Here is an 11,897-nt window from a genome sequence, read left to right as displayed (position 1 = left end):
ACGCCCGGTTACATTCCGAACCCGGAAGCTAAGCCTCACAGCGCCGATGGTACTGCAGGGGGGACCCTGTGGGAGAGTAGGACGCCGCCGAACAATCTTTGGGAAGGACCCCTGGTCACCAGCGTTCAGCTGGGACCAGGGGTCCTTTCGTTTTTCTGAGAACAAGCGCCGCCCGGAGCGCGCCGGGTACCCGGCTGCGCGAGAATGACTTGCGGTACCGAAGACAGGAGTCACCGATGTCCACCAACTCTCCCGACGACCGACCGGAGCGCGACCAGCGGCGACGGGACAGTGGTGACCGCGGCGACCGTGGTGACCGGGGCGGCTACCGCGGGGACCGTGGTGGCTACCGTCGCGACGACCGCGACCGTGGTGGCTACGGCCGCCGCGATGACCGGCGCGATGACCGTCGTGATGACCGTCGTGATGACCGTCGTGATGACAACCGTGGCGGCGGATATGGCCGGCGCGATGACCGGCGTACCGATGACCGCCGTAGCGATGACCGTCGTGACGGCGACCGCGGTGGTTTCCGTCGTGATGACAACCGTGGTGGCGGGTACGGTCGGCGCGACGACCGGCGTGAAGGCGACCGGGGGCCGCGTCCCGCGTTCCGCCGGGACGACCGGCAGGGCGGCGGGCCGCGTCGCGACGACCGCGACCGTGACCGTGGCTTCCGTCGGGACGGCGACCGTCCCGCGCCCCGCCGTGACGACGACCGTGGCGGCTTCCGTCGCGATGACGACCGCGGTGGTTTCCGTCGTGATGACAATCGTGGTGGCGGGTACGGTCGGCGCGACGACCGGCGTGAAGGCGACCGGGGGCCGCGTCCCGCGTTCCGCCGGGACGACCGGCGTGATGATCGGCGCGACGACCGGCGTGACGCGCGTCCCGAGCGCCGTGACGACCGCGGTGGTTTCCGTCGCGACGACCGCGACCGGGACCGCGACCGTGGCTTCCGTCGTGACGACCGCGACCGTGGTTTCCGCCGCGATGACCGGCCCGAGCGTCGTGACGATCGTGGTGGCTACGAGCGCCGTGACGACCGGCGTGACGACCGTGGCAGCTACGAGCGTCGCGATGACCGTCGTAGCGACGACCGTCGTGATGGCGACCGCGGTGGGTTCCGTCGTGACGACAGCCGTGGTGCCGGCCGGGGTGAGCGCGGTGGGTTCCGTGGCCGGGACGACCGTGGTGGGCGGGACGACCGTGGTGGGCGCGGCGGGCCGCGTCGGGACGACCGTGGTGGCCGTCCCGGTGGGTTCCGTGGACGTGACGGCCGTGACGGCCGGGACGACCGGCGTGGTGGTGGGCGCTTCCGCGACGAGCGGGACCGGGACCGTGACAGGGACAGGGACCGCGAGCCGATCAAGCGGCTGCCGATCCCCGAGGACGTCACGGGCGACGAGATCGACAAGGACGTACGGCAGGAGCTGCAGAGCCTGCCGAAGACGCTCGCGGAGGATGTCGCCAAGAACCTGGTGATGGTTGCCCGGCTCATCGACGAGGACCCCGAGGGCGCGTACGGCTACTCCAAGGTGGCCCTGCGGCTGGCGTCGCGTGTCGCCGCCGTTCGGGAGGCCGCCGGGTTCGCGGCGTACGCGAACCAGAAGTACTCCGAGGCGCTGGCCGAGTTCCGGGCCGCGCGGCGGATGACCGGGTCCGTGGAGCTGTGGCCCGTCATGGCGGACTGCGAGCGTGGGCTCGGGCGTCCGGAGAAGGCGCTGGACATGGCCGGGGCGCCCGAGGTGGGCAAGCTCGACAAGGCGGGTCAGGTCGAGATGCGGCTCGTCGCGGCCGGTGCCCGGCGTGACATGGGTCAGCTGGACGCGGCCATCGTGACCTTGCAGAGCCCCGAGCTGGCCTCGAACTCCGTACAGCCGTGGACCGCGCGGCTGCGGTACGCCTATGCCGACGCGCTGCTTGCCGCCGGGCGGCAGGGTGAGGCGCGGGAGTGGTTCGCGAAGGCCGTGGAGTCCGACAAGGACGGCAGCACGGACGCCTCGGACCGGCTCGCGGAGCTGGACGGTGTCGAGTTCGTCGACGCCCTCGACGAGGGTGAGGGTGAGGGCGAGACACAGATCGCCGAGTCCTCCGACGACGACAGCGATGACAGCGACAGCGACGGCGAGAGCGACGCCGACGCCGACGCCGACAAGGAGTAAGTGAAAGACAGACAGAAGGGGCGGGATCCTTACCGGGATCCCGCCCCTTCTGCGTTTACAGGTCCAGTGCGCGCAGGACCAGGCCGGAGGCCGGTTTCGGGCCGAAGGACGTCGACTTGCGGGGCATCGTCACGCCCTGGCGGGCCAGGTCGCGGACGACCTCCTCGCGCACGGGGTGCATCAGGACGGCTGTACCGCCGTCGCGTTCCGCCTTGCGGACGGTGGCGGCGGTGTCGTGGATGTAGGCGATGCGGGTGAGGTCGTCCTCGGGGATGTGCCAGATGTGGTCCAGGAGCGTGGCGTGCAGGACGGTCGCGTCCAGGGTGCGCCAGGCCATGGGTCTGTCGGCGGGGACGGTGCGGGCCAGGAGGCCGGGGTCGGGGCGGTCCACGAGGTGGAAGGCGCCGTCGCCGGCGAGCAGGAAGGCGTTGCCCGCGTCGGCCGCTTCGGCGAGTGCTTCGAGCGCGTCCGCGAGGGGCGTCTCCAGGCGCCGTATCCGGAACAGGCCGTCGAGGGCCGTCAGGGCGTCGGCCACCGGCAGGTTGTGCAGGAGGCGGTGGATGGCGCGGACGCGCAGGGGGTAGCGGGCCGTGTCGACGAGGAGGACGAGGCCGTAGTCCCAGGGGCTGGGGGAGGGGTGCTCGGCGCGCAGGCGGCGGTAGGTCGCCCAGCGGTGGTGGCCGTCGGCGATGAGGGCCTGGTGCCGGGACAGGTCGGACTGGATGCGGGCCACGTCGGCGGGGTCGGTGAGGGACCACAGGCGGTGGCGGTAGCCGTCCTCGGTGGTGGTGGCGAGCAGCGGGGGCTGCTCCGCGATGCGTTCGAGTACGGCGCTGGTGTCGGCCGCCGAGCCGTTGCCGCGGTAGGTGAGGAGCAGGGGTTCGAGGTTGGCCGACGTGGCGCGCATGAGGGCCGCGCGGTCCGCGACGACGTGCGGCATGACGTCCTCGTGGGGCAGGACCACGTGCTCCGAGGGGTCCGACAGGCGCAGGGCGCCGATGACGCCGCGCTGGATCATGCCGTGGCTGTCGTCCTGCTCGTAGACGTACAGGCCGGGCTCGGTGTCGGTGGTCAGGACGCCTTCGGTGAGCCAGCGGCGCAGGGTGTGCGCGGCCTGTTCGTTGCGGGCGCTGGGGGTGCCGGCCTGGGGGAGGATCAGGCGGACGATGTTGTGCGGGTCGAGGGACTGCAGGTGGTGCAGACCGTCGGGGCGCACGACGACGTCGTAGGGCGGGGATGTCACCGCGGCCAGACTGCCGACCCGGTCGGGGTCGTAGCGAAGGCCTCTGAACGGGGTGAGTTCGAGGCCTCGGTGCGCCGTTGCCTCCGAGTGACCTGCTGTGTTCATCCCGGCATCGTACGTGTGTCAGTGGCATGCGGGATGATCGGGTGAAAGCCGTCGAACGAGGAGCGATGCGGAATGAGCCAGAGCGTCAGGACGAGGCCTGAGGGCAGCGAGCGGGCCCTGAGCGAGGCGTACGACACGGCGCTGCTCGATCTGGACGGTGTGGTGTACGCGGGAGGGCACGCGATCGTGCACGCGGTCGAGTCGCTCGCGACGGCGCGCGCGGGCGGGATGCATCTTGCCTATGTCACCAACAACGCGCTGCGGACGCCGGACACTGTTGCTGCGCATCTGACCGAGCTGGGCATACCGACGGGGGCGGACGACGTCATCACCTCGGCGCAGGCGGTCGCGCGGCTGATCAGCGAGCAGGTGCCGGCAGGTTCCCGGGTGCTGGTGATCGGCGGGGAGGGGCTGCGCGTCGCCCTGCGGGAGCGCGGGCTGGTGCCCGTGGAGTCGGCCGACGACGATCCGGCGGCGGTCGTACAGGGATACGGCGGGCCCGACCTGCAGTGGGGGCGGTTCGCGGAGGCTTCCTACGCCGTCGCGCGCGGGGTGCCGTGGTTCGCGTCCAACACGGATCTGACGATTCCCAGTGGGCGCGGGATCGCGCCGGGCAACGGGGCGGGGGTGGAGGTCGTGCGGATCGCCACCGGTGCCGAGCCGCAGGTGGCCGGCAAGCCGCTGCCTCCCATGCACCGGGAGACGATTCTGCGGACCGGCGCGGAGCGGCCGTTGGTGGTCGGGGACCGGCTGGACACGGACATCGAGGGCGCGTTCAACGGCGGGGTCGACTCGCTGCTGGTACTGACCGGTGTGACGGACGGCGCGCAGCTGCTCGCGGCGCCGCCGCAGCACCGGCCGACTTATGTGGACGCCGATCTGCGCGGGATGCTCGTGGGACAGCCGGAGGTCACGGAGGAAGGGGACGGCTTCCGTTGCGGTGGCTGGACCGCTTCGGTCGGTGGTGAGCGGCTGGAACTCGACGGTGACGGTGAGGCCTTGGACGGGCTGCGCGCGTTGTGTGCGGTGGCCTGGACGGCGGGCGGCGAGGGTTCGTGCGCGCTGGACGCGGGGAAGGCGCTGGCGCGGCTGGGGCTGTGAGCTGCGGTGCCCGACGCCAACCTGTGAATCGCGGTGGGCCCGCCACCGGGCCTGTCCGGGGATCGAGATCGGTTGGGAGGGTAGGCTAACCTAACTGCGTGTTGGTCGACAGTCCTCCAGAACAGCGCGCGGAAACCGCCGCCGCGCCCCCAACCCGACGGGCGATACGCCCGCTTGGGCTCCTCGCCTCCGTCGTGCTCCTGGTGCTCGTCGCCCTGGCCAGCATCGCGATCGGCGCGAAGGACCTCTCCCTGGCGCAGGTCTGGCACGGTCTGTTTCAGGACACGGGGACGTACGGTGATGTCGTCGTCGACGAGCGGATCTCGCGGACCGTTCTGGGACTGCTGGCCGGTGCCGCGCTCGGACTGTCGGGAGCCGTGCTCCAGGCGCTCACCCGCAACCCGCTGGCCGACCCCGGACTGCTCGGCATCAACGCCGGCGCGTCCGCCGCGGTCGTCACCGCCATCACCTTCTTCGGCGTCACCTCGCTGAACGGCTACATCTGGTTCGCCTTCTTCGGCGCGGCCGCGGTCGGGGCGATGGTCTGGTTCCTCGGCGGCAGCCGGGGGGCCACGCCGGTGCGGCTGGCGCTCGCGGGCACCGCGATCAGCGCCGCGCTCTACGGCTACCTCCAGGCCGTGATGATCATGGATCAGGCCGCGCTGGGCCGGATGCGCTTCTGGACGGTGGGTTCACTGTCCTCGGCGACCGACTCGACCATCCTGCAGGTGCTGCCGTTCCTCGTGGCCGGCATGATCCTCGCCCTGGCGCTGGCCAGGCCGCTCAACGCCATGTCCATGGGCGACGACACCGCCAAGGCGCTCGGCGCCAACCTGAACCGCACCCGGGCGCTGTCCATGCTCGCCGCCACCGTGCTGTGCGGGGCCGCGACCGCCGCCTGCGGTCCGATCGTGTTCGTCGGCCTGATGGTGCCGCACGTCGTGCGCTCCTTCACCGGGCCCGACCTGCGCTGGATCCTGCCGTACGCCGGTGTCCTGTCGCCCGTGCTGCTGCTCGGCGCCGATGTCATCGGCCGGGTCGTGGCGCGGCCGGCGGAGCTCCAGGTCGGCATCATCACCGCGATCATCGGCGGCCCGGTGTTCATCTTTCTCGTACGACGGCGGAGGGCGGCGCAGCTGTGAAGACCAACCGTGCTGTGCGGACCCCGGGCGGGCTCTCCGTCCGGCTGGACCTGCGTGCCCTGATCGTCGTCGTAGCGCTGCTGTTCGCCGCGCTCGCCGCGAGTGTCGTGCTGATCGGCACCGGGGACTTCCCGATCTCCGCGGGCGATGTGCTCAAGACGCTGGCCGGCGACGGCAACGCGGGGCAGGAGTTCATCATCAACGAGCTGCGGCTGCCGCGGGTGCTGGTGGCCCTGCTGGTGGGTGCCTCGCTGGGGCTCGGCGGCGCGCTGTTCCAGGCCATCTCCCGTAATCCGCTGGGCAGTCCGGATGTGCTCGGGCTCGGGCAGGGCGCGACGGCCGGCGCGCTCACGATGATCGTGCTGTTCTCCGGGAGCGCGACCCAGGTCACCATCGGCGCGCTCGTGGGTGGACTGGTGACCGGCTTGGCCATCTATCTGCTCGCCTGGAAGCAAGGCGTGCACGGATACCGACTGGTCCTGGTCGGTATCGGTGTGTCGGCGATCGTCACCGCCGTCAACGGCTACCTGCTCACCATGTCCGACATCGTCGACGCCGCCCGCGCGGTCGTCTGGATGACCGGCTCCCTCAGCGGACGTGACTGGGAGCAGGTCTGGCCGCTGCTCGCGCTGTGCGCTGTCCTCGTACCGCTCGTCCTCGCCAACGCGCGCGGGCTGCGGATGATGGAGATGGGCGACGACGTCTCCCACGCCCTCGGCGTGCGCGTGGAGCGCGTGCGGGCGCTGCTGATGGTCGCCGCCGTCCTGCTCACCGCGACCGCCACGGCCGCCGCCGGGCCCGTCAGCTTCGTCGCGCTCACCGCGCCCCAGCTCGCCCGGCGGCTGACCCGGTCGCCCGGACCGAACCTGGTGCCCTCCCTGTGCATGGGCGCCGCCCTCCTCGTCACCGCCGACTGGGCCTCGCAGCGCCTGTTCGGCGCCGACCAACTGCCCGTCGGCGTGGTCACCGGCGTGCTCGGAGGCGTCTACCTGCTGTGGCTGCTGGTCGCCGAACGCAGGGCGGGCCGGATATGAGCGGCACCGCGAACAAGAACACCCGAAGGAGCACTGTGAACCGCCTGTCCGCCGACAACGTCACCCTCGCCTACGACCAGCGGGTCATCGCCGAGCAGCTGTCGGTGGAGATTCCCGACAACTCCTTCACCGTGATCGTCGGCCCGAACGCCTGCGGCAAGTCCACGCTGCTGCGGGCGCTGTCGCGGATGCTCAAGCCGAGCCAGGGCCGGGTGCTGCTGGACGGCCAGGTCATCCAGTCGATGCCCGCGAAGAAGGTCGCACGCACGCTGGGCCTGCTGCCGCAGTCCTCGATCGCGCCCGACGGGATCACCGTCGGCGACCTGGTCGGCCGCGGCCGTTACCCGCACCAGGGCATCCTGCGCCAGTGGTCCACCGAGGACGAGCGCGTCGTACAGGAGTCGATGGAGCAGACCGGGGTCGCCGAGCTCGCCGAGCGGTACGTCGACGAACTGTCCGGCGGTCAGCGGCAGCGCGTGTGGATCGCCATGGCGCTCGCCCAGCAGACCCCGCTGCTGCTCCTGGACGAGCCGACGACCTACCTCGACATCCAGCACCAGATCGACGTACTGGACCTGTGCGCCGAACTGCACGAGGAGCAGGGCCGCACCCTGGTCGCCGTGCTGCACGACCTCAACCACGCCGCCCGGTACGCCACGCACCTCATCGCCCTGAAGGGCGGCGCGGTCATCGCCGAGGGCGCGCCGAAGGACATCGTCACGGCCGAGCTGGTCGAGGAGGTCTTCGGGCTGCGCTGCCAGATCATCGACGACCCGGAGACGGGCACGCCGCTGGTGGTGCCGGCCGCGCGCAAGGCACGTACCGAGCCGCAGAAGGTTGTGGCTACAGAAGCTTCCTGAGGACGAGCAGGTCGCGCACGCCCGCGTGCAGCTTCACCCGGCCCGAGCCCCATGCCTTCGCGAAGTGCAGTTCGCCGTCCACCAGCGCCACCAGGTCGTCGCCGGTCATGGCCAGTCTGATCTGGGCCTTCTCCGGCGGCGGACCTTGAACGGTGTCGTGTACATGGATCCGGCCGCCCTGGAGGCGGCCCACGAAGGTGACGTCCAGGTCCGTGATGTGGCAGCTCACCGAGCGGTCCAGGGCGGCGGCCGTGCGGACGTCGCCTTCGGCGTGCTGCATGTTGTCCGAGAGCTTTTCGAGTGCGGCGCGGCACTCTTCGATCGTGGCCATCGGGATCGACGGTACCCCAGCGCTTCGGGGTAGCGTCTGGGCATGAGCGACGCAGTTCCGGAGACGGAGACTCTCCAGGAGGCGGTGGAGCCGGAGTACGACCCCGCGGCCCCCGCCCCGCTGGGCATCCCCCGCACGCCCATCGGCAACGCCGAGGTCGACGCCCAGTTGGAGCGGCTGACCGACGCGGACCACCTCGCCACGGACGGACACGTCGAGGTGTACGAGGATGTACACCGGGGGCTGCGCGACGCGCTCACCGCGCTCGACGCCCGCCCGGGACCTCCGGTGCCCCCCTCGCCGTACCAGAGCAGGAGCTGAACCGAACGTGGCAGGAGTCGCACGCCGCCGTCTCGATGCGGAGCTGGTCCGCCGGAAGCTCGCGCGCTCGCGTGAGCACGCCAGCCAGCTGATCGCCGCCGGGCGGGTCACCGTCGGCAAGACCGTCGCGACCAAACCGGCCACGCAGGTGGAGACCGCGGCCGCGATCGTCGTCGCCTCCAACGACAGCGATCCCGAGTACGTGTCGCGGGGCGGGCACAAGCTCGCCGGCGCGCTGGAGGCCTTCGTACCGCAGGGGCTCGTCGTCGAGGGGCGGCGGGCGCTGGACGCGGGCGCCTCCACCGGCGGATTCACGGATGTGCTGCTGCGGGCCGGGGCCGCGCACGTCGTCGCCGTCGACGTCGGCTACGGACAACTCGCCTGGACTCTTCAGAGTGATGAACGCGTCACCGTCAAGGACCGTACGAACGTACGCGAGTTGACGCTCGACGCGATCGATGGGGAGCCGGTGGATCTTGTCGTGGGGGATCTGTCCTTCATTCCGCTCGGACTGGTGCTGCCCGCCCTGGTGCGGTGCGTGAAGCCGGACGCCGACCTGGTGATGATGGTCAAGCCGCAGTTCGAGGTGGGCAAGGAACGGCTCGGCAGCGGAGGCGTGGTGCGCAGCACGCAGTTGCGGGCCGAGGCGGTACGGGGGGTCGCGCAGCGGGCGTGGGAACTCGGGCTCGGGGTGAAAGGTGTCACCGCCAGCCCGCTGCCCGGGCCTTCCGGGAATGTCGAGTACTTTCTGTGGCTGCGGTCCGGGGCACCGGAACTGGACCCGGCCGACGTTGACCGTGCAGTGGCGGAGGGGCCGCGTTGACACAGAACCCAGCTCGTACTGTTTTCCTGCTCGCCCACACCGGTCGGCCTGCGGCGATCCGCAGCGCCGAGCTGGTCGTGAAGGGGCTGCTGCGATCCGGCATCGGGGTACGGGTGCTGGAGGCGGAGGCGGCCGATCTGCCGCTGCCCGACGAGGTGAAGCTGGTCAAGGAGGCGACTCCGCAGTGCCTCGACGGGTGTGAGCTGCTGATCGTGCTGGGCGGCGACGGCACGCTGCTGCGCGGGGCGGAGTTCGCACGGGCGTCCGGGGTGCCGATGCTCGGCGTCAACCTCGGGCGGGTCGGGTTCCTCGCGGAGGCCGAGCGGGACGACCTCGACAAGGTCGTCGACCGGGTGGTCACCAAGGCGTACGAGGTCGAGGAGCGGATGACGGTCGATGTCGTCGTCCATCAGAACGGCAACATCGTGCACACGGACTGGGCGCTGAACGAGGCGGCGGTGCAGAAGGCCGGCGCCGAGAAGCTGCTGGAAGTCGTACTGGAGATCGACGGCCGGCCGGTGACCGGGTTCGGGTGCGACGGGATTGTCCTGTCGACGCCGACCGGGTCCACGGCTTACGCGTTCTCGGCCGGCGGACCCGTGGTGTGGCCCGAGGTCGAGGCGCTGCTGATGGTGCCGATCTCCGCGCACGCGCTGTTCGCGAAGCCGTTGGTGACGTCGCCGGATTCCGTGCTGGCGGTCGAGGTGCTGCCTCATATTCCGCCCGGTGTGCTGTGGTGCGACGGGAGGCGGACCGTGGAACTGCCGCCGGGGGCGCGGGTGGAGGTGCGGCGCGGAGCCGTGCCGGTGCGGCTGGCCCGGCTGCATCACGCTTCGTTCACCGATCGGCTGGTTGCGAAGTTTGCGCTGCCCGTTTCCGGGTGGCGGGGCGCGCCTCACTAGCGGTCCGCGTGTACCTCCACTCCCCCGGGTGACAGGGCACCTCGCACTTGCCCGCCCGGACCTCGTAAGGTCTTCACCGTGCTGGAAGAGATGCGGATACGGTCGCTCGGAGTCATCGACGACGCCGTCGTCGAGCTGTCACCCGGGTTCACCGCTGTCACGGGTGAGACGGGCGCGGGCAAGACCATGGTGGTCACCAGCCTCGGGCTGCTGCTCGGTGGGCGGGCGGACGCGGCGCTCGTGCGGATCGGGGCCGAGAAAGCGGTCGTGGAGGGGCGGATCACCGTACCCGCGGGCGCGTCGGTCGTCGTGCGGGCCGAGGAGGCCGGGGCCGAGCTCGACGACGGGGCGCTGCTGATCAGCCGTACCGTTTCCGCCGAGGGGCGGTCCCGGGCGCACCTGGGCGGGCGTTCCGTGCCCGTGGGCGTGCTCGCCGAGCTCGCCGACGAGCTGGTCGCCGTACACGGGCAGACCGACCAGCAGGGGCTGCTCAAGCTGTCACGGCAGCGGCAGGCGCTCGACCGGTACGCCGGTGACGCGGTCGCCGGGCCGCTCGCCAAGTACGGCGAGGCCTACCGGCGGCTGCGGGCCGTGGCGGTCGAACTCGACGAGATCACCACGCGCGCGCGTGAACGGGCCCAGGAGGCCGACATGCTGCGCTTCGGGCTCGACGAGATCGCGGGCGTCGAGCCGCGCACCGGCGAGGACGTGGAACTGGCGGAGGAGGCGGAGCGGCTCGGGCACGCCGAAGCCCTGTCGTCCGCCGCTACGGCCGCACACGCCGCGCTCGCGGGCAATCCCGAGGACCCCGAGGGCATCGACGCCGCCACCCTCGTCGCGGGCGCGCAGCGGGCCCTGGACGCCGTACGGTCCCACGACCCGGCGCTGGCCGCGCTCGCCGACCGGATCGGTGAGATCGGGATCCTGCTGGGCGACGTGGCCGGGGAGCTGGCGGGGTACGCCGACGACCTCGACGCCGATCCGCTGCGGCTGGCGGCCGTGGAGGAACGGCGGGCCGCGCTGACCGCGCTGACCCGGAAGTACGGCGAGAACGTCACCGCCGTGCTGGCCTGGGCCGAACAGAGCGCCGCCCGGCTGACCGAGCTGGACGGCGACGACGAGCGGATCGACGAGCTGACCGCCGAGCGGGACGCGCTGCGGACCGAACTGGGCGGGCTGGCACAGGCGTTGACGGACGCGCGGACGGACGCCGCCGAGCGGTTCGCGGCGGCCGTGACCGCCGAGCTGGCCTCGCTCGCCATGCCGCACGCGCGTGTGTCCTTCGACATCCGGCAGACCGAGGACCCGGAAGGCGTCGAGGTCGGCGGGCGTACGGTGGCGTACGGGCCGTCGGGTGCCGACGAGGTCGAGCTGCTGCTGGCCCCGCACCCCGGGGCTCCGGCGCGGCCCATCGCCAAGGGCGCCTCCGGTGGTGAGCTGTCGCGCGTGATGCTGGCCGTCGAGGTCGTGTTCGCGGGGACGGATCCGGTGCCGACGTATCTCTTCGACGAGGTCGACGCGGGTGTCGGTGGCAAGGCGGCGGTCGAGATCGGGCGGCGGCTGGCAAAGCTGGCCAAGTCCGCGCAGGTTGTCGTCGTGACGCATCTTCCGCAGGTCGCTGCCTTCGCCGACCGGCAGTTGCTGGTCGAGAAGACCAACGACGGGTCGGTGACGCGGTCCGGTGTGAAGGTGCTGGAGGGCGAGGAGCGGGTGCGGGAGCTGTCGCGGATGCTGGCGGGGCAGGAGGACTCGGAGACCGCGCGGGCGCATGCGGAGGAGTTGCTGGCGGCGGCTCGGTTGGACGGGTAGCTTTCGCCGCTCCGCGGCGATTTCCCACCCGTCTTTGGTCCCCGGCACTGGCCCGCTCCGC

At 71.6% G+C, this 11,897-nt stretch carries 12 protein-coding genes and 1 rRNA gene; 11 read left to right on the top strand and 2 right to left on the bottom strand.

What is annotated here, in order from left to right:
- From rrf to AB0Q90_RS26640, 3 genes are all read left to right on the top strand, one after another.
- Positions 1-93, top strand: a 5S ribosomal RNA gene (gene rrf / locus AB0Q90_RS26650); the annotation flags it as partial.
- A gap of 246 nt (positions 94-339) precedes the next feature.
- Complete coding sequence (locus AB0Q90_RS26645) at positions 340-1,485, top strand: hypothetical protein (RefSeq protein WP_363164397.1); 1,146 nt, start codon at positions 340-342, stop codon at positions 1,483-1,485.
- On the top strand, positions 1,377-2,165 hold the full coding sequence (locus AB0Q90_RS26640; RefSeq protein ID WP_363164396.1) for a hypothetical protein: 789 nt from the start codon (positions 1,377-1,379) through the stop codon (positions 2,163-2,165). Before AB0Q90_RS26645 ends, AB0Q90_RS26640 begins: the two co-directional genes overlap by 109 nt.
- Before the next feature lie 55 nt (positions 2,166-2,220).
- Here AB0Q90_RS26640 and AB0Q90_RS26635 read toward each other — a convergent pair whose 3' ends face one another.
- Entirely contained in the window at positions 2,221-3,513 is a 1,293-nt protein-coding gene (locus tag AB0Q90_RS26635) for a DUF1015 domain-containing protein (protein ID WP_363164391.1), read from the bottom strand.
- A 72-nt stretch (positions 3,514-3,585) separates the two neighbouring features.
- On the opposite strand from AB0Q90_RS26635, the gene AB0Q90_RS26630 reads away from it, so the two are divergent.
- From AB0Q90_RS26630 to AB0Q90_RS26615, 4 genes are all read left to right on the top strand, one after another.
- Positions 3,586-4,614 carry an HAD hydrolase-like protein gene (locus AB0Q90_RS26630; RefSeq protein WP_363164390.1) on the top strand — a complete coding sequence of 343 codons (1,029 nt, stop codon included), beginning with the start codon at positions 3,586-3,588 and terminating at the stop codon, positions 4,612-4,614.
- Positions 4,615-4,712: 98 nt separating this feature from the next.
- Positions 4,713-5,756: an iron chelate uptake ABC transporter family permease subunit gene (locus tag AB0Q90_RS26625; protein WP_363164389.1), complete on the top strand. Its 1,044-nt coding sequence runs from the start codon at positions 4,713-4,715 to the stop codon at positions 5,754-5,756.
- Complete coding sequence (locus tag AB0Q90_RS26620; protein WP_363164388.1) at positions 5,753-6,790, top strand: iron chelate uptake ABC transporter family permease subunit; 1,038 nt, start codon at positions 5,753-5,755, stop codon at positions 6,788-6,790. Before AB0Q90_RS26625 ends, AB0Q90_RS26620 begins: the two co-directional genes overlap by 4 nt.
- Positions 6,787-7,650, top strand: a complete 864-nt coding sequence (locus tag AB0Q90_RS26615; RefSeq protein ID WP_363164387.1) for an ABC transporter ATP-binding protein — start codon at positions 6,787-6,789, stop codon at positions 7,648-7,650. The genes AB0Q90_RS26620 and AB0Q90_RS26615 overlap by 4 nt, the downstream gene beginning before the upstream one ends.
- On the opposite strand, the gene AB0Q90_RS26610 is transcribed toward AB0Q90_RS26615, so the two are convergent.
- Entirely contained in the window at positions 7,634-7,981 is a 348-nt protein-coding gene (locus AB0Q90_RS26610) for an SCP2 sterol-binding domain-containing protein (protein WP_363164386.1), read from the bottom strand. The genes AB0Q90_RS26615 and AB0Q90_RS26610 overlap by 17 nt on opposite strands.
- Before the next feature lie 42 nt (positions 7,982-8,023).
- Between AB0Q90_RS26610 and AB0Q90_RS26605 the strand changes: the two genes are divergently transcribed.
- From AB0Q90_RS26605 to recN, 4 genes are all read left to right on the top strand, one after another.
- Complete coding sequence (locus AB0Q90_RS26605) at positions 8,024-8,302, top strand: hypothetical protein (RefSeq protein ID WP_363164385.1); 279 nt, start codon at positions 8,024-8,026, stop codon at positions 8,300-8,302.
- A gap of 7 nt (positions 8,303-8,309) precedes the next feature.
- Positions 8,310-9,125, top strand: a complete 816-nt coding sequence (locus AB0Q90_RS26600; protein ID WP_363164384.1) for a TlyA family RNA methyltransferase — start codon at positions 8,310-8,312, stop codon at positions 9,123-9,125.
- Positions 9,122-10,027 carry an NAD kinase gene (locus AB0Q90_RS26595; protein WP_363164383.1) on the top strand — a complete coding sequence of 302 codons (906 nt, stop codon included), beginning with the start codon at positions 9,122-9,124 and terminating at the stop codon, positions 10,025-10,027. The genes AB0Q90_RS26600 and AB0Q90_RS26595 overlap by 4 nt, the downstream gene beginning before the upstream one ends.
- Before the next feature lie 90 nt (positions 10,028-10,117).
- Positions 10,118-11,836 carry a DNA repair protein RecN gene (gene recN, locus AB0Q90_RS26590; protein ID WP_363164395.1) on the top strand — a complete coding sequence of 573 codons (1,719 nt, stop codon included), beginning with the start codon at positions 10,118-10,120 and terminating at the stop codon, positions 11,834-11,836.
- The last annotated feature ends 61 nt before the right edge of the window (positions 11,837-11,897 follow it).

Source organism: Streptomyces sp. NPDC079141 (genome assembly GCF_040686775.1).
Classification (GTDB): domain Bacteria; phylum Actinomycetota; class Actinomycetes; order Streptomycetales; family Streptomycetaceae; genus Streptomyces.
Note: the sequence above shows the minus strand (reverse complement) of the source record. Positions and strands in the feature narration are given on the sequence as shown.